Origin of the sequence: Streptococcus sp. TATVAM-FAB8 (genome assembly GCF_046592795.1) — a bacterium.
Lineage (GTDB): Bacteria > Bacillota > Bacilli > Lactobacillales > Streptococcaceae > Streptococcus > Streptococcus ruminicola.
This window is the reverse complement of sequence record NZ_JAWVPQ010000002.1, coordinates 34,804-50,526: the sequence shown is the minus strand read 5'-3', so window position 1 is coordinate 50,526 and position 15,723 is coordinate 34,804. Positions and strand designations below refer to the sequence as shown.

General features: G+C 38.1%; 16 protein-coding genes. 3 read left to right on the top strand and 13 right to left on the bottom strand.

Annotated elements, in window-relative coordinates; all coding sequences use genetic code 11:
• Positions 1-48: 48 nt before the first annotated feature.
• The 7 genes from rpsD to mnmA form a co-directional block, all read right to left on the bottom strand.
• On the bottom strand, positions 49-660 hold the full coding sequence (gene rpsD, locus SFC32_RS01980; RefSeq protein WP_004233633.1) for a 30S ribosomal protein S4: 612 nt from the start codon (positions 658-660) through the stop codon (positions 49-51).
• A 256-nt stretch (positions 661-916) separates the two neighbouring features.
• On the bottom strand, positions 917-1,189 hold the full coding sequence (locus tag SFC32_RS01975; protein WP_004233634.1) for a Veg family protein: 273 nt from the start codon (positions 1,187-1,189) through the stop codon (positions 917-919).
• A gap of 33 nt (positions 1,190-1,222) precedes the next feature.
• Positions 1,223-2,584 carry a replicative DNA helicase gene (gene dnaB, locus SFC32_RS01970; protein ID WP_039696105.1) on the bottom strand — a complete coding sequence of 454 codons (1,362 nt, stop codon included), beginning with the start codon at positions 2,582-2,584 and terminating at the stop codon, positions 1,223-1,225.
• Between the two features lie 33 nt (positions 2,585-2,617).
• Positions 2,618-3,070, bottom strand: coding sequence for a 50S ribosomal protein L9 (gene rplI / locus SFC32_RS01965; protein WP_006531457.1), 453 nt, complete (start codon positions 3,068-3,070; stop codon positions 2,618-2,620).
• Positions 3,067-5,046, bottom strand: coding sequence for a DHH family phosphoesterase (locus SFC32_RS01960; RefSeq protein WP_411050095.1), 1,980 nt, complete (start codon positions 5,044-5,046; stop codon positions 3,067-3,069). Before SFC32_RS01960 ends, rplI begins: the two co-directional genes overlap by 4 nt.
• Positions 5,047-5,155: 109 nt before the next feature.
• Positions 5,156-7,060: a tRNA uridine-5-carboxymethylaminomethyl(34) synthesis enzyme MnmG gene (gene mnmG / locus SFC32_RS01955; protein WP_039696103.1), complete on the bottom strand. Its 1,905-nt coding sequence runs from the start codon at positions 7,058-7,060 to the stop codon at positions 5,156-5,158.
• A gap of 309 nt (positions 7,061-7,369) precedes the next feature.
• On the bottom strand, positions 7,370-8,491 hold the full coding sequence (mnmA, locus tag SFC32_RS01950; protein ID WP_074482286.1) for a tRNA 2-thiouridine(34) synthase MnmA: 1,122 nt from the start codon (positions 8,489-8,491) through the stop codon (positions 7,370-7,372).
• Between the two features lie 258 nt (positions 8,492-8,749).
• Here mnmA and sdaAB point away from each other — a divergent pair, with 258 nt between their 5' ends.
• From sdaAB to SFC32_RS01935, 3 genes are all read left to right on the top strand, one after another.
• Positions 8,750-9,421, top strand: coding sequence for an L-serine ammonia-lyase, iron-sulfur-dependent subunit beta (sdaAB, locus tag SFC32_RS01945; RefSeq protein ID WP_411050094.1), 672 nt, complete (start codon positions 8,750-8,752; stop codon positions 9,419-9,421).
• 11 nt (positions 9,422-9,432) lie between these two features.
• Positions 9,433-10,305: an L-serine ammonia-lyase, iron-sulfur-dependent, subunit alpha gene (sdaAA, locus tag SFC32_RS01940; protein ID WP_074603177.1), complete on the top strand. Its 873-nt coding sequence runs from the start codon at positions 9,433-9,435 to the stop codon at positions 10,303-10,305.
• An 88-nt stretch (positions 10,306-10,393) separates the two neighbouring features.
• Complete coding sequence (locus SFC32_RS01935; protein ID WP_015695833.1) at positions 10,394-11,029, top strand: HAD hydrolase-like protein; 636 nt, start codon at positions 10,394-10,396, stop codon at positions 11,027-11,029.
• A 28-nt stretch (positions 11,030-11,057) separates the two neighbouring features.
• Here SFC32_RS01935 and SFC32_RS01930 read toward each other — a convergent pair whose 3' ends face one another.
• From SFC32_RS01930 to pgsA, 6 genes are all read right to left on the bottom strand, one after another.
• Positions 11,058-11,726, bottom strand: coding sequence for a transglycosylase SLT domain-containing protein (locus tag SFC32_RS01930; protein ID WP_411050093.1), 669 nt, complete (start codon positions 11,724-11,726; stop codon positions 11,058-11,060).
• A 251-nt stretch (positions 11,727-11,977) separates the two neighbouring features.
• Positions 11,978-12,583 carry a LysM peptidoglycan-binding domain-containing protein gene (locus SFC32_RS01925; RefSeq protein WP_074561052.1) on the bottom strand — a complete coding sequence of 202 codons (606 nt, stop codon included), beginning with the start codon at positions 12,581-12,583 and terminating at the stop codon, positions 11,978-11,980.
• Between the two features lie 138 nt (positions 12,584-12,721).
• Positions 12,722-13,519 (bottom strand): energy-coupling factor transporter transmembrane component T family protein, encoded by a 798-nt coding sequence (locus SFC32_RS01920; RefSeq protein WP_039696097.1) that lies wholly within the window; start codon positions 13,517-13,519, stop codon positions 12,722-12,724.
• Complete coding sequence (locus SFC32_RS01915; protein WP_074564705.1) at positions 13,512-14,354, bottom strand: energy-coupling factor ABC transporter ATP-binding protein; 843 nt, start codon at positions 14,352-14,354, stop codon at positions 13,512-13,514. Before SFC32_RS01915 ends, SFC32_RS01920 begins: the two co-directional genes overlap by 8 nt.
• Positions 14,330-15,169, bottom strand: a complete 840-nt coding sequence (locus SFC32_RS01910) for an energy-coupling factor ABC transporter ATP-binding protein (RefSeq protein ID WP_039696095.1) — start codon at positions 15,167-15,169, stop codon at positions 14,330-14,332. Before SFC32_RS01910 ends, SFC32_RS01915 begins: the two co-directional genes overlap by 25 nt.
• The gene (gene pgsA / locus SFC32_RS01905) at positions 15,166-15,720 is read right to left on the bottom strand and encodes a CDP-diacylglycerol--glycerol-3-phosphate 3-phosphatidyltransferase (RefSeq protein ID WP_039696094.1); all 555 of its coding nucleotides are present in this window, start codon (positions 15,718-15,720) and stop codon (positions 15,166-15,168) included. The genes SFC32_RS01910 and pgsA overlap by 4 nt, the downstream gene beginning before the upstream one ends.
• Positions 15,721-15,723: the final 3 nt, after the last annotated feature.

Here is a 15,723-nt window from a genome sequence, read left to right as displayed (position 1 = left end):
AAAAACCACGGAAAAACCGTGGTTTTAAATACTTCAATAAACAGTGAATTAAAGCATTTTGTTGTAGTATTCAACGATAAGAGCTTCGTTGATTTCTGGGTTGATTTCGTCGCGTTCTGGAAGACGAGTCAATGAACCTTCAAGTTTTTCAGCGTCGAATGATACGAATGCTGGACGTCCAAGAGTAGCTTCAACAGCTTCAAGGATAGCAGGTACTTTAGCTGATTTTTCGCGAACTGAGATAACTTGACCTGGAGTTACGCGGTATGAAGGGATATCAACACGTTTACCATCAACAAGGATGTGACCGTGGTTAACGAATTGACGAGCTTGACGACGAGTAGTTGCAAGACCTAGACGGTAAACAACGTTGTCAAGACGACGTTCCAAAAGAACCATAAAGTTGAAACCAAGAGTTCCACCTTTAACTTTAGTAGCTTGTACGAACAAGTTACGGAATTGTTTTTCACCTACACCGTAAGTGAAACGAAGTTTTTGTTTTTCAGCCAATTGCAAACCGTATTCAGAAAGTTTGCTACGGTTGTTAGGACCGTGTTGACCTGGCACGTAGTTACGACGTGCTAATTCTTTACCTGTACCTGTAAGAGACAAGCCAAGGCGACGAGATTGTTTCCATGATGGACCTGTATAACGTGACATTTAAAATGTCCTCCTATAAAATAAAAATTTTGTAGGAAATAACAATTTAGAGAATCCTGATTCGTGCAGGTGACTTTCATCTAAACAGCCAAGATTACTTTTCCGACTTCTAGAAGCTTTTCTATAGAAAGAAAAACTGTAGAAGAGCCAACTGTTGACGAGCTTCATACTCTCCCGCTATTATTTCACACGGAATTTAGTTTAACATAAAAAAAAGGCTCTGTAAAGCCTTTTGTATGTTAATTCTTAGATAAAATTAATCAAAATAACGAATCAATGTTTTTTCAGTTAAAATGTCTGAATAAGTGTATGATTCAACGTATGAGTTATTAATCGCACCTGGAACATCAGAGTTTTCATTGTATTCAACGATAAACAATGATGGGTAAACTTCAGTCAAACGACCAATTTTATTTTTTTCGCGTTTACGACCATTTTCGAGTGTCAATTCAACCAATTGACCTTCGTGGGCTTTAATATCTTCTTTGATTTTTTTCATTTTTGCTACATCTGCAAATGCATCACTCATCTTATCGTTTGCTCCTTATAAAAGTTTTTTTGCTTAACGCTCTTCAAATTGCGCAATACTAGAGAATTTATTATATTCCTTTTGAAAGATTAATTTCACCGTTCCACGCGCACCTGAACGGTTTTTCTCTAAGATAACTTCAATCGTATTATCCTCAACAGCATCATCGCTTTCTTCACCTTCACGACGATAATAATCATCACGGTATAAGAAAGCTACAATATCCGCATCCTGCTCGATAGATCCAGATTCACGAATATCTGACAAAACTGGTCGTTTATCTTGACGTTGTTCAACACCACGAGACAACTGACTCAAGGCAATAACAGGAACCTTCAATTCCTTAGCCAAAATCTTCAATTGACGAGAAATATCAGAAACCTCTTGTTGACGGTTTTCAGGACGTGTCCCTGTAATCAACTGAAGATAGTCAATTACAATCAAACCAAGACCACCTTCGACCTCTTGAGACAACTTGCGGGCACGTGCACGAATTTCAGTAATCTTGATACCAGGCGTATCGTCAATATAGATTGGTGCATCAGCCAAAGCTCCTTGAGCAATGGTAATGTTATTCCATTCTTGATCGGTTAGCTGACCAGTTCTAAGGTTGTGAGAATCAACCATCCCTTCAGCAGCCAACATACGGTCAACCAAACTTTCAGCACCCATTTCCAGAGAGAAGATAGCTACAGGTCTATTTTGCTTAGTCCCAACATTTTGAGCAATGTTCAAAGCAAAGGCTGTTTTCCCGACGGCTGGACGGGCAGCTAGAATAACTAACTGATCAGGATGCAAACCTGTCGTAATCTTATCCAAATCACGAAATCCTGTTGGTAAACCAGTAACATCGCTCGTCTGACGCGAACGAATTTCCAAGTTTTCGTAGTTAACTTTCAAGACATCCGAAATCTTACGGAAACCACTACGGTTGCTGTGCTCATTAATTTCAATAAGTGCTTTTTCAGCCCCCGCAATGACATCTTCTGAATCGGTTGCCCCTTCATAGGCAAGATTTACAGTCTCTGTCAACCTAGAGATGATATTACGCAACATTGCTTTTTCAGCAACAATCTTAGCATAATATTCAGCATTGGCACTTGTCGGTACACTGTTGACCAATTCAACAATATAAGACAAACCACCAATATTTTGTAAGTCTCCTTGGTCATCAAGAATCGTTCTTACAGTCGTTGCATCGATAGCCTCATTACGATCACTCAAAGTAATCATAGCTTTAAAAATTACGCGGTGCGAGTATTTGTAAAAGTCATCTGGGCTAACAAATTCACGAACAGTAATGAGTTTATCTGGCGAGATAAAAATAGAACCTAAGACAGATTGCTCTGCTAATAAATCCTGTGGCTGAACTCTCAATTCTGGCTCTTCTGCCAATTTTTTCACCTCCCCTAATAAGCTCAAATATTATTATGCTTCTTTAATATTTAATTTGATTTCAGCAGTAACTTCTTTATGTAATTTCACAGGTACTTCAACAGAACCAATTGCACGAATTGGATGATCCAAATTAATCGCGCGTTTGTTGATTTTTAGACCAAATTGTTTTGATAATTCTTCAACAATTTTCTTAGCAGTAATTGAGCCAAATGTACGTCCATCAGGTCCAACTTTTTCAGTAAACTTAACAACAGTTTCTTCTTTTTCAAGCTCAGCTTTAAGAGCTTTAGCTTCAGCCAAGACTTCAGCTTGAGCTTTTTCTTCTGATTTTTGTTTACCTTTTAGTTCACCAATCGCTTGGTTAGTAGCTTCTTTAGCAAGATTTTTCTTAATCAAAAAGTTTTGAGCATATCCTGTTGGAACTTCTTTGATTTCGCCTTTTTTACCTTTTCCTTTAACATCTGCTAGAAAAATTACTTTCATCTCTCTGCCTCCATATTTTCTCTTAAATCATTTTCAATCACATCAAGTAAAGTACTCTCTGCTTGACTCACTGACATATTTTCCAACTGACATGCAGCTAGGGTAAAGTGACCGCCACCACCGAGTTCTTCCATCATGCGCTGAACATTAATCTTACTACGGCTACGCGCTGAAATAGCAACTTTATTTGGAGCAACTTGCACCAAAACAAATGTCGCCTCAATACCAGCTAAAGATAGCATGGTATCAGCCGCCTTACTAGCAACCACTTTACTATAATCGACACCATCACGCCCGCTAGCAATGATAATGTTATCGTAAATTTTTCGGCCTCTAAGGATTAATTCATTAACCAATCGATATTCCTCAAAATCCGTTTGAGAAATATTTTGAATTTCAATACTATCACTTCCGTGAGCTCGAAGATAACTTGCAACATCAAATGTTCGACTTGTAACGCTTGCTGAGAAATTCTTCGTATCAAGCATAATACCTGCCATCAAGACACTCGCTTGAATTTTACTCAAACGCTTCTTAGCATTCTGGAATTGAATCAATTCTGTAACTAACTCACTAGCACTGCTTGCTCCACTTTCAATGAAAGTGAGAACAGCATTTTCTGGGAAGTTTTCATCACGACGATGATGGTCTACAACAATCACATCTGTAAACTTATTGTAAAGCTTTTGCGATAAGGTCAAATCAATCTTAGAATGATCGACCATAATTAACAATGAGCGTTCTGTCATCATTGACATCGCCTGTTTAATAGTAATAAGTCGTGTCTTAGCATCTTCTTGCAATCTTTTAACAGCACGCGTAATATCAGGATTCATCTCATCTGGATTGTATACAACATAAGATTCTTTGTTGATATTACTTGCGAAAAATTGCATCCCTACAGCTGAACCAAGAGCATCCATATCAATATTACGGTGACCAACCACAAAGACACGGTCAACACCTTTGATATGGTCTGAGATAGCTGTCATCATGGCACGCGTACGCGTACGTGTACGCTTGACGGTAGATACTGAGCCACCACCAAAATACAATGGTTTCTTATGCTCGTCGTTTTCACAAATAACAACCTGATCACCACCACGAACAAGTGCTGTATTCAAATTCTGCAAAGCTACTTGTCCAATTTGTTGGTGATTGTCATCACCATAAGAAACACCCATACTAAGCGTTAATGGCAAATTATGTTCTTCTTTAGCTTGTTTTCGAAAAGCTTCCAAAACATCAAATTTATCGTCAATCAAACTACTCAACACAGCATAATCTGTAAAAAAGTAGAAACGGTCCATGTTGACACGACGATAAAAAATATTTTTTGACTTTGTAAAATTCGAAATAAAGTTGGCGATGAAGCTATTGATTTGTGAAATCTCAGCGTCTGATAAATCATCTGTCACATCATCATAGTTGTCGATGGAAATAATTCCAATAACTGGACGCAAAAGGGCTGCATCTCCCAACTGACGATTTCCCATAGATGTATCAAAGAAATAGAAAATCCCCGTTGAGGAATCGATATAAGATGAGTACTTATTGCCATTTAACTCAAATGTCTGAGTGGCGTCCCCTTCTCGCTTAGCCCCAATAATTCTACGAATGACATCATCCTCAAACTCTCCTTCTTCACTAGTGAAAATGAGCTCTGCATATGGATTAAACCACTCTACCTCGTTTGTTTCTTGATCAAACTGAACAACCCCTACTGGCATTTGTTCCAACAAGTGTTTTAAACCAACTTCTGTTTGGTTGTTTAATAATTCAATTTGTTCAAGTTCCGATAACTCGTAATTTTCTTTTTGGTAGTAAAGCAAAGCTACAAGTAAAGAAAGCGCCAAAAAGATTGCAGCTAAGATAGCTGACTCCGTCTGAAAAAGTCTGACACAGATAGCCAAGATGCCAAATAAAATAAGGCCAATCATGACTAAGTGGATAGTTGCAAATCGAAATCTTTTCATTGGTTAACCTCTTAGCTTACAATTATACCATAAAATAGGCTTAATTTATAGTAGGAAAGCAGAAAAGCAACCCCAGTTAATAAGGGTTGCTTTCTTGTTTTAATGATACTTAATCTTCTTGGTTACGATGGTGTTTTTGTTTACCTTCCAAGTAAACCATCAAGATAGAAATATCAGCTGGGTTAACCCCTGAAATACGGCTTGCTTGTCCGATAGTTTCAGGATTAATTTTCTTGAATTTTTGACGAGCTTCTGTCGCAATAGAATCGATATCATCCCAATCAATATTAGCAGGGATGCGTTTTTCTTCCATGCGTTTCATTTTAGCCACTTGATCAAGTGCTTTGTTGATGTAACCTTCGTATTTGATTTCAGTTTCCAAAAGTTCAATTACTTTGCTATCCAGTTTTTCTTCCGCAGGACCGACAAAACTTGTTGCAATTTCATAATTGATTTCTGGACGACGCATGAATTCTTTAGCTGTCAAGGCGTCTGTCAATGGTTTGAAACCAAGCGCTTCAATACGTGCATTAGTTTCCTTGACAGGCTTGATTTTAAGACTTGACAATCTTGTCAACTCATTGTCAAATTGACGTTTACGGTTCAAGTAACGTTCATAGCGTTCTTCATCAACCAAACCAACACGGTGACCAATTTCAGTCAAACGCATATCAGCATTATCATGACGCAAAATCAAACGATATTCTGCACGACTTGTCAACAAACGATAAGGTTCCAAAGTTCCTTTTGTTACCAAGTCATCAATCATAACACCAATGTAAGCATCACTACGTTTTAGAATCATTTCTGGTTTACCTTGAACTTTAAGAGCGGCATTGATACCAGCAACAATCCCTTGTCCTGCAGCTTCTTCATAACCTGAAGTACCATTAGTTTGACCTGCGGTAAAAAGTCCAGAAATTTTCTTAGTTTCAAGTGTTGCACGCAATTGGTGTGGCAAAACGATATCATACTCAATCGCATAACCTGTACGCATCATTTCAGCATTTTCAAGCCCTTTAATTGAGTGAACCAATTCTTTTTGAACATCCTCAGGAAGACTTGTTGACAATCCTTGAATGTAAACTTCTTCAGTTTCACGTCCTTCTGGTTCTAGGAAAAGTTGGTGACGTTCTTTATCTGCAAAACGAACAATTTTATCTTCGATAGATGGGCAATAACGAGGACCGACACCTTTAACAATACCTGAGAACATTGGGGCACGATAAAGGTTTTTATTGATAATATCGTGGCTTGTTTGGTTAGTATATGTCAACCAGCAAGGAATTTGATCTTTGAGATAATCTTCATCATTTGACATGAATGAGAAATGATTTGGTTTTTCGTCACCTGGTTGAATTTCTGTTTCGTCATAATTGATAGAACTTGCTTTAACGCGTGGTGGTGTTCCTGTTTTGAAACGTCCAATTTCAAGACCAAGTTCTTTCAAGTTGTCAGCAAGACCGATAGAAGCCAAACTATTATTAGGACCTGATGAATACTTGAGTTCTCCTAAAATAATTTCTCCACGAAGAGCTGTTCCTGTTGTGATAACAACAGCTTTAGCTGAGAATTTTTGGTTAGTAGCTGTACGAACACCAACAACTTTTCCATCTTCAACTAAAACTTCTTCAATCATTGATTGACGCAAAGTCAAGTTTTCTTGTTGTTCAACCGTATGCTTCATTGTACGTGAGTAAAGGGCCTTATCAGCTTGAGCACGAAGAGCACGTACAGCAGGACCTTTACCAGTATTGAGCATTTTCATTTGGATGTAAGTCTTGTCAATGTTCTTACCCATTTCTCCACCAAGGGCATCGATTTCACGAACGACGATACCTTTGGCAGAACCTCCGATAGCAGGGTTACATGGCATAAAGGATAACATTTCCAAATTGATTGTAGCGAGCATTGTTTTACAACCCATACGAGCTGCAGCCAAACTAGCTTCGACACCAGCATGCCCTGCACCAACAACAATTACATCATAATTTTCAGCAAATTCATGTGTCATGATTTTAATTACAATATCAAGTAAACCTTAGCCAACTTTCAATCAAACAAAATGGTCAAAAAATTAGCTAACCTACTTAAAGCATTCCTTTCCAAATATAAAATGATTTCTAAAACACAAAAATGATCAAAGCTTTGAAAATGTAAACCAAAAAGGCCTACAATTCCCATGAGCTTTGACCATCATCGTCATTGTTATGATTATTGTATCAAATTGAGTTAAAAAGTCAATTTAATTGCTGATAATTTTTCAAGCAATATTGACCAAAATTAAACAACAATTGACAACCTTTCTTTACAAAGTTGTCAATTAGATGTATTGGCAAGCAACACCATCTTTATAAGCCATATCGATGATTCCGCCACCTAGGCATTCTTCACCATCGTAGAATACAACAGCTTGACCTGGTGTGATAGCACGTTGTGGTTCATCAAAGACAACTTCTGCTTTGTCACCTTTAACATGAACAGTAACTTTTGAATCAGGTTGGCGATAACGGAATTTTGCAGTAACTTCCATTGTAAATTCTTCAGGCATATCACGTGTAAAGTGAATACTTGAAGCATCAAGGCTAGTTGACATTAGTGACTCATGGTAGAAACCTTGACCAACGTACAGAATATTTTTTGAAAGGTCTTTTCCGACAACAAACCAAGGAGCATTGTCGCCACCTTGTTGACCACCAATACCAAGACCTCCACGTTGACCGATTGTGTAATACATCAAACCAGCGTGTTCACCCATATCACGGCCATCAACAGTCATCATGCGACCTTTTTGAGCTGGTAAATATTGACTAAGGAATTGTTTAAAGTTCTTTTCACCAATAAAGCAAATTCCTGTTGAATCTTTTTTCTTAGCTGTTGCAAGTCCCGCGCGTTCAGCAATTTTTCGCACTTCTGGTTTTTCCAAGTGACCAAGTGGGAACATTACTTTTTGCAATTGTTCTTGTGACAATTGACTCAAGAAATAAGTTTGGTCTTTGTTATTATCTGCACCACGAAGCATGTGAACTGTACCATCTTCATCGCGAGAGACTTGTGCGTAGTGCCCAGTTGCCACATAATCAGCACCAAGTGTCATAGCATAATCAAGGAAGGCTTTAAATTTGATTTCCTTATTACACATTACATCTGGATTTGGCGTACGTCCTGCACGGTATTCCGCAAGGAAGTATTCGAAGACACGATCCCAGTACTCTTTTTCAAAGTTAACAGAATAATACGGAATGCCGATTTGGTCAGCAACAGCTGCTACATCTTTGTAATCTTCGGTTGCTGTACACACACCGAATTCATCTGTGTCATCCCAGTTTTTCATGAAAACACCAATAACGTCGTAACCTTGTTCTTTCAAAAGAAGAGCAGTTACAGACGAATCAACGCCTCCACTCATACCAACAACAACACGTGTTTTTGAATTATCTGTCATGATAATCCTCCCATCAAGATATTTTTTTCGAACATAGGCTTGAAGGGCCCAGTTTTTCAAAAATCGATTTGAAGGTCGATTTTGAGCGCAGAAATCCACGCGAAGACTATTATAACATGAATTTCCAGTTATGTAAGGCATTTAGACTTATTTTTAAATCTTTTTCTCATTTTCTATGAAAGTAAGCGATTTATTATCGTTTACCCATTTCCTTTCCTTTGTTATAATAAGTAAGCATAGATTCTAGAAGGAGTAGATATGAAAAATCTAAAATTCCAATCCGTCTTTGATATTATTGGACCTGTTATGATTGGCCCATCAAGCAGCCACACTGCTGGTGCTGTTCGTATTGGAAAAATTGTTAACTCTATTTTCGGAGAAATTCCTGATTCCGTAACGTTTCATTTATATAATTCATTTGCTAAAACTTACCGTGGACACGGAACTGATAAAGCACTCGTTGCCGGTATCCTAGGAATGGATACTGACGATCCAGATATTAAAAATTCATTAGAAATTGCTCACCAAAAAGGGGTACGCATTTATTGGGATATTTTAAAGGACAGTAATGCCCCTCACCCAAATACTGCTAAGATTACCGTTGAAAAAGGTGATAAAAACATGAGTATCACAGGTGTATCAATTGGTGGAGGAAATATTGAAGTTACTGAACTCAATGGCTTCTCTGTTTCTCTTAAAATGAATACCCCTACTCTTATTATCGTTCACCAAGATATTCCTGGTATGATTGCAAAAGTAACAGATATTCTTTCTGAACACAATATCAACATTGCTCAAATGAATGTGACCCGCGAACGCGCTGGGGAAAAAGCCATTATGATTATCGAAGTTGACTCACGTGATTGTCATAAAGCTGTGGAACAAATCCAGCACATTCCGCACCTACACAATGTCAATTTCTTTGACTAGAAAGGAAAAGAATGTTTTATTCTATTAAAGAATTAGTTGAACAAGCCGATAAAGACTTTAACGGCAATATTGCTGAGCTAATGATTTCCACAGAAACAGAATTGAGCGGACGTAGCCGTGATGAAATTATTCATATCATGAAGAAAAATCTTCAAGTCATGAAAAATTCTGTTACTGATGGACTCACTCCTAGTAAATCAATTAGTGGACTGACAGGTGGAGACGCTGTCAAGATGGATGCCTACTTAAAATCAGGTAAAACCTTGTCTGATACAACCATTTTAACAGCTGTCCGAAACGCAATTGCTGTCAACGAACTAAACGCCAAAATGGGGCTTGTCTGTGCAACTCCAACAGCAGGCTCTGCTGGATGCCTACCTGCTGTCTTAACAACGGCTATTGACAAATTAAACCTCTCTGAAGAAGAGCAGTTAGAGTTCTTATTCACTGCTGGTGCCTTTGGACTGGTTATTGGAAATAACGCTTCTATTTCTGGTGCTGAAGGTGGCTGTCAAGCCGAAGTCGGGTCTGCTTCAGCCATGAGCGCAGCAGCTCTTGTTAAAGCTGCCGGAGGCTCTGCATACCAAGCTAGTCAAGCTGTGGCCTTCGTCATCAAAAATATGCTAGGTTTAATCTGTGACCCTGTCGCTGGTCTTGTCGAGGTTCCTTGTGTCAAACGTAACGCACTTGGATCTAGTTTTGCCTTAGTTGCCGCTGATATGGCACTGGCTGGCATTAAATCACAAATTCCAGTTGATGAAGTTGTTGATGCCATGTACCAAGTAGGCTCTAGCTTACCAACAGCCTTTCGAGAAACTGCTGAAGGTGGTTTAGCAGCCACACCTACTGGTCGTCGCTTACAAGCTAAAATCTTTGGTGAATAGACGATAGTATTCGAATACTATTTATTTGTTTCCTTGCTAATTGACGTATTTGTCAATCATTGTTGACAAAATTTACAGGAGAGTAAACATGAAATCTATCTTATTTGACCTTGATGGAACACTAGTAAATTCAAGTCCTGGTATTAAAGCAGCATTTAATTATGCCTTTGAAAAGTTACAACTACCTTTACAAACTGACAAACAATTGTCAACATTTATCGGACCACCTCTAGAAGTCACTTTCGGTCATTATTTTGAGCAAGCTGACGAGGTTAATCATGCTATCAAAACCTTTAGAGATTACTATGGTGAAAAAGGAGTCCACCAAGTCTCTCTTTACACTGGCATCGCAGAAGCTCTACAAGAATTAAATGACTTAAATTACTCACTATTTGTTACCACAAGTAAGCACCAACCTATGGCTAACTTAATGTTAACAGAGCTTGGTATTATTTCACACTTTAAAAAAGTCTATGGGTCTACTCCCGAGCACTTCCACAAAGCTGATGTGATTAAGGCCTGTCTAACAGAACAAGGCATTCAAGCGCATGAAGCTGTTATCATCGGCGATACAAAGTTTGATATGATTGGTGGACAAAAAACAGGAGTTCGAAGACTTGGGGTAACCTGGGGATTTGGTAGCCTAGAAAGTTTACAAGAACATGGAGCAGAAAGTATCTGTCACCATCCATACGATATTAAAAAAGCACTATCATCTTTATAGGATGATTAGTGCTTTTTCTTCTATTAAATTAGTATCCCCAAGCTGACAGTCCTTGAGTATTGTAAACTTTAATTGCTGTTGCAATTTGATCTTGAACTGTTGCAGTTGATCCCCAACCTGGCATAGTCTGGAATAAACCAGATGCTCCTGAAGCATTGGCAACCGTTGGATCTCCATTAGATTCACGTGCAATGATAGCTTCCCAAGTTGATTGTGGAACACCTGTTGCAGCAGCCATTTGGGCAGCAGCATCTGAACCAACAGCACCTGCTGTATTACCATTTGAAGCTACTGATGGTGCCGTTTGGGCTGTCGTTGAAGATGGTGCAGTTGCTGCAGCTACAGTCGTTGTATTATCATTAGCTGGAGCAACCTCAGCATAACTTGCTTCTGATTCTTGAACCTCTTCGATAGAAGATGCCTCAACTTCTTCAGTTTCTTCTGATGAGCTACTGCTAGACTCTTCTGATTCTGCTGTAGTTGAACTGATACTTGTTGATGACACTTCAGAGCTTTCAGAACTTGTTGACACAGCTTTCGCAGCTCCTGCCTCTGAACGAGTTGTAATAGTTTCTGCGAATGCTTCTATTTTTGGAATAAGGACAACAACCATCGCTACAACTAAAATAGCTCCAAGGATGCTGACAATAATATTTCTAATTTTTCTATGTTTTGCTTTAGTAATCCTACTATACATGTTAAATAAATATATACCTCTCTAGAACTCCTGTTTCCTATCATATAATTTATTTATTACTCGCAGATTGAAAATATGTTAAAAATATTACAGAGATATTGAAATTAACCTCGTTTTTACTATGAAAACGCTAAAATTCAAGCTTTTGTAGACATAAAAAAGCTTGAAGATAAATTCTTCAAGCTTATCTATCTAATACTGGTAATTCGCTAAATAGTAAATAATATTAACTCTAAGAAAAGTCTCTTATCTTAGTACCAACCGTTAGCATTCCAGAATGCAAGGGCTGCTGACCATGAACCGTAACGTCCTGCTACGTATGAATCGGCAACGCGTTCTTGGTTTTCAGCTGACAAGTCACCGTTTAGGTATGACATTGTCAATTGGTAACGACCATAGTATTGACCGTTTTGAGCTGTGTAGCTACCGCTTGATTCGCGTTGAGCAATGATTTCTTTAGCTTGAGCATCTGAAGTACCCAAGTTTGATGAGTAAGAAGTAGTTGTTGTTTCAGCTTGTGCAGCTGGTGCTGCTGCCGCTGAGTTATCAGTAGCTGCTGGAGCTGCTTCTACGGCTGCAGTTTCAGTTGTAGTTGCTGCTGGTGCAGTAGCTTCTGAATCTAGTTCCAAGATTTGACCTACAGTGATGAAGTCAACGTTAGCGATTTGGTTAGTTGAAGCCAATTTTTCAACTGTAGTATTGTAAGTTACAGCAATTTCAGAAAGTGTATCACCTGATTTTACTGTGTATGAATCAGCGTTAGCAACTGCTGGGGCAATAAGTGCTGCTGCTGCGGCTACACCGGCAAGACCAAGTTTAATAGATTTCGATTTAGTTTTAAAAATATTTGTTTGCATTATATGCTCCTTTTTTGTTTCAAAAATTAGTACAGGCTATATAATACAGACTTAATGTTACTCTGGCTTTAGAGTTATATTAAAAATATTACAATTAGATTCTTATAATATAAAGAAAACGCCTACAGATTAGGCGTTTTAGCTTTCTTTAAGATAAAATAAGAGAATTCCTAAAATTATGACAAGCAAAATGGTTACAGAATCTTTGATTTTCCACTGTAAAATTCGGTATTTTGTGCGTCCATCTCCGCCTTGATAACCACGTGCTTCCATAGCAAGAGCCAAAGCATCTGCACGTTTAAAGCTTGAAGCAAAGAGCGGAATAAGAATTGGAATGATTGATTTAACCTTTTGAATGAGATTTCCTTCACCAAAATCAACCCCACGCGCTCGCTGAGCTTTCATAATACGTGTCGTATCATCCATCAATGTTGGGACAAAACGTAAGCTCAAAGACAGCATTAAGCCGATTTCATGAGCTGGCACCTTAAAACGAACAAATGGCTTCAACAATGACTCCACAGCATCAGCAAGGCTCAAAGGCGTTGTTGTCAAGGTTAATAGCGTTGAGAAAAAGATAATCAAAACAAAACGCATGAAAATTAATATTGCTTGATTAAACCCGTAGCTAGTAATTTTCAAAATACCAAATTGGAAATAGGTCTCACCACCGTGTGTAAAGAACATTTGAAATAAGGTCGTGAATAAAATAATTCCAATCATCGGACGAACACCCTTTAAGAAGAAGCTAAGTTTTATCTTCGATAAGAAGACAACTCCTAAAGTAAAAGCAATCATCAATAGATTGGTCACAAGGTTATTGGCCCAAAAAACAATGATAATGTATAAAATCATTGAAAGAAGTTTACTACGAGGGTCTAGACGATGAATTAAGGAATCTCCAGGTACATAACGACCAAGTATTAATTTATCCATGTTTCACCACCTCTGCAAATTCTTCTATAGTAATTGGTAAAGTATCTAAATGTAAGCCGCGTTTGACAAGTTGCTGAGCGAATTTCGTAATTTTAGGAACACCAAGTTGTTTACTTTCAAGAAATGCGACATCTTGGAAGACTTCTTTAGGATAACCTGAGCGAACCAATTTACCACCTTCAAGAACATTAACATAATCAGCATAATTGGCAACATCATCCATTAAATGAGTCACTAAAACAATTGTCATGCCATTTTGATGCAGTTCTTTAAATAAAGTCATCAATTCACGGCGTCCTTTAGGGTCTAGGCCAGCTGTCGGTTCATCTAGAACCAAAACCTCTGGTTCCATGGCTAGAATCCCAGCAATAGCCACACGACGCATTTGACCACCAGATAGCTCAAAAGGATTCTTTTCAAAAAATTCTTCATGAATTCCTACCATGGCAAGTTTTTCACGCGCTAACTGTTCAGCTTCTTCTATAGAAACACCAAAATTTTGTGGTCCAAATGCCACATCCTTAAGAACTGTTTCCTCAAAAAGCTGACTTTCAGGAAATTGAAAGACCAGTCCAACCTTTTTACGGACGGGTTTTATTTCCTTATTTTTTGAGTTTGCCGTAATCTTAATATCATCAACAATAACAGCCCCTTCTGTAGGGACGTTAAGACCATTCAAAAGTTGCATGATTGTTGACTTACCTGACCCAGTGTGGCCGATAAAGGCTGTATATGAGCCTTCTTTTATAGTAAGATTAATGTCAAAAAGGGCACGCCCTTCAAAAGGTGTCCCCGCTTGATATGTATAATTTACGCCTTCAAGAGTAATTCCCATAACTGATCTTCTAATTCCTTTTCCGTAAGATAATTCTCTGTAAATTCAAACCCTTTGTCTTTTAAAGTAGAGATAAGATTGGCTGAAAAAGGAATATCCAATCCCAAAGTCAATAATTCTTCTCCTCTTGCAAAAAGTTCGCGTGGAGTTGAGCTTGACTCAACTTTTCCTTTTTTCATGACTAAGACACGATCACTAAGCGCAACCTCATCTAAATCATGAGTGATCGACACAACGGTCATATTATATTGGTCGCGAATCTCTTTGATTGTTTGAATTAATTCTAAGCGTCCTTCTGGATCAAGCATACTAGTCGCTTCATCCAAAATAATAATATTAGGACGCATGGCAATAGCACCTGCAATAGCCACACGTTGTTTTTGTCCACCTGACAAACGAGCTGGTTCACGGTCTGCAAAAGCTGACATACCAACTAATTCAAGGGCTTCTTTGACACGTGCTTGCATCTCTTCTAATGGAATTCCCTTGTTTTCTAACCCAAATGCGACATCGTCTTCAACTGTCGCACCAACAAATTGGTTATCTGGATTTTGAAAAACCATTCCAATTTTATGACGAATGTTCCACACGTTTTCTTCAGTTAAGAGTTCTCCCTCAACAAAGATTTGACCTGATTCAGCTGCTAAAAGCCCATCAATTAAACGAACTGTGGTTGATTTTCCTGAACCATTATGGCCAATAATAGATAACCATTCTCCCTGTTTCACGTGAAACGATAAATCATCTAAGGTGTAATGTTCTTGATGATCAGTATATTTGAATTTTAAATGTTTGACGTCAATACTATTTGTCATTTAAATGTGTCCTTAAAGAGGAATCCTGCCCCTTTGAAATAATCATATCCTGAGTAAATTGTGAAAATCAAAGCGACATAAAGCAAAAGTGTTCCAATCATTGAAAAATGCAAAAGTAAGAAAATAATTGAAAACATTTGAGTAAATGTTTTGATTTTACCAGGCATAGCAGCTGCTAAAACTGTTCCACCATTTTCAACAAGTAGTAAACGAAGACCAGTTACTGCTAACTCACGACAAATAATAATCGCAGCAATCCACGCAGGAACCATTCCCAATTCAACTAACATAATAAACGCTGTCATCACTAACATTTTATCAGCCAATGGATCAGCAAATTTACCAAAGTTTGTAACAACTTGCCATTTTCTTGCAAGGTATCCATCTAAGTAGTCTGTAATACTTGCTAGCGCAAAAACAACTGCTGCAACAGCATGTCCAGCCACGCTATTCCAGATACAAAGAATCAAGATAAATACTGGAATCAAAACAATGCGACCTAATGTTAACAAATTAGGAATGTTTTCTTTTTTTGTAAAATCGATTTTCATTTT

What these genes read in the sequence shown, in the direction of transcription:
- rplI (WP_006531457.1), bottom strand. Translation starts at nt 3,070, where the DNA reads ATGAAAGTAATTTTTCTAGCAGATGTTAAAGGAAAAGGTAAAAAAGGC.
- mnmG (WP_039696103.1), bottom strand. Translation starts at nt 7,060, where the DNA reads ATGACACATGAATTTGCTGAAAATTATGATGTAATTGTTGTTGGTGCA.
- SFC32_RS01960 (WP_411050095.1), bottom strand. Translation starts at nt 5,046, where the DNA reads ATGAAAAGATTTCGATTTGCAACTATCCACTTAGTCATGATTGGCCTT.
- SFC32_RS01915 (WP_074564705.1), bottom strand. Translation starts at nt 14,354, where the DNA reads ATGGGAATTACTCTTGAAGGCGTAAATTATACATATCAAGCGGGGACA.
- SFC32_RS01935 (WP_015695833.1), top strand. Translation starts at nt 10,394, where the DNA reads ATGAAATCTATCTTATTTGACCTTGATGGAACACTAGTAAATTCAAGT.
- SFC32_RS01975 (WP_004233634.1), bottom strand. Translation starts at nt 1,189, where the DNA reads ATGAGTGATGCATTTGCAGATGTAGCAAAAATGAAAAAAATCAAAGAA.
- rpsD (WP_004233633.1), bottom strand. Translation starts at nt 660, where the DNA reads ATGTCACGTTATACAGGTCCATCATGGAAACAATCTCGTCGCCTTGGC.
- sdaAB (WP_411050094.1), top strand. Translation starts at nt 8,750, where the DNA reads ATGAAAAATCTAAAATTCCAATCCGTCTTTGATATTATTGGACCTGTT.
- SFC32_RS01925 (WP_074561052.1), bottom strand. Translation starts at nt 12,583, where the DNA reads ATGCAAACAAATATTTTTAAAACTAAATCGAAATCTATTAAACTTGGT.
- pgsA (WP_039696094.1), bottom strand. Translation starts at nt 15,720, where the DNA reads ATGAAAATCGATTTTACAAAAAAAGAAAACATTCCTAATTTGTTAACA.
- sdaAA (WP_074603177.1), top strand. Translation starts at nt 9,433, where the DNA reads ATGTTTTATTCTATTAAAGAATTAGTTGAACAAGCCGATAAAGACTTT.
- SFC32_RS01910 (WP_039696095.1), bottom strand. Translation starts at nt 15,169, where the DNA reads ATGACAAATAGTATTGACGTCAAACATTTAAAATTCAAATATACTGAT.
- mnmA (WP_074482286.1), bottom strand. Translation starts at nt 8,491, where the DNA reads ATGACAGATAATTCAAAAACACGTGTTGTTGTTGGTATGAGTGGAGGC.
- SFC32_RS01930 (WP_411050093.1), bottom strand. Translation starts at nt 11,726, where the DNA reads ATGTATAGTAGGATTACTAAAGCAAAACATAGAAAAATTAGAAATATT.
- SFC32_RS01920 (WP_039696097.1), bottom strand. Translation starts at nt 13,519, where the DNA reads ATGGATAAATTAATACTTGGTCGTTATGTACCTGGAGATTCCTTAATT.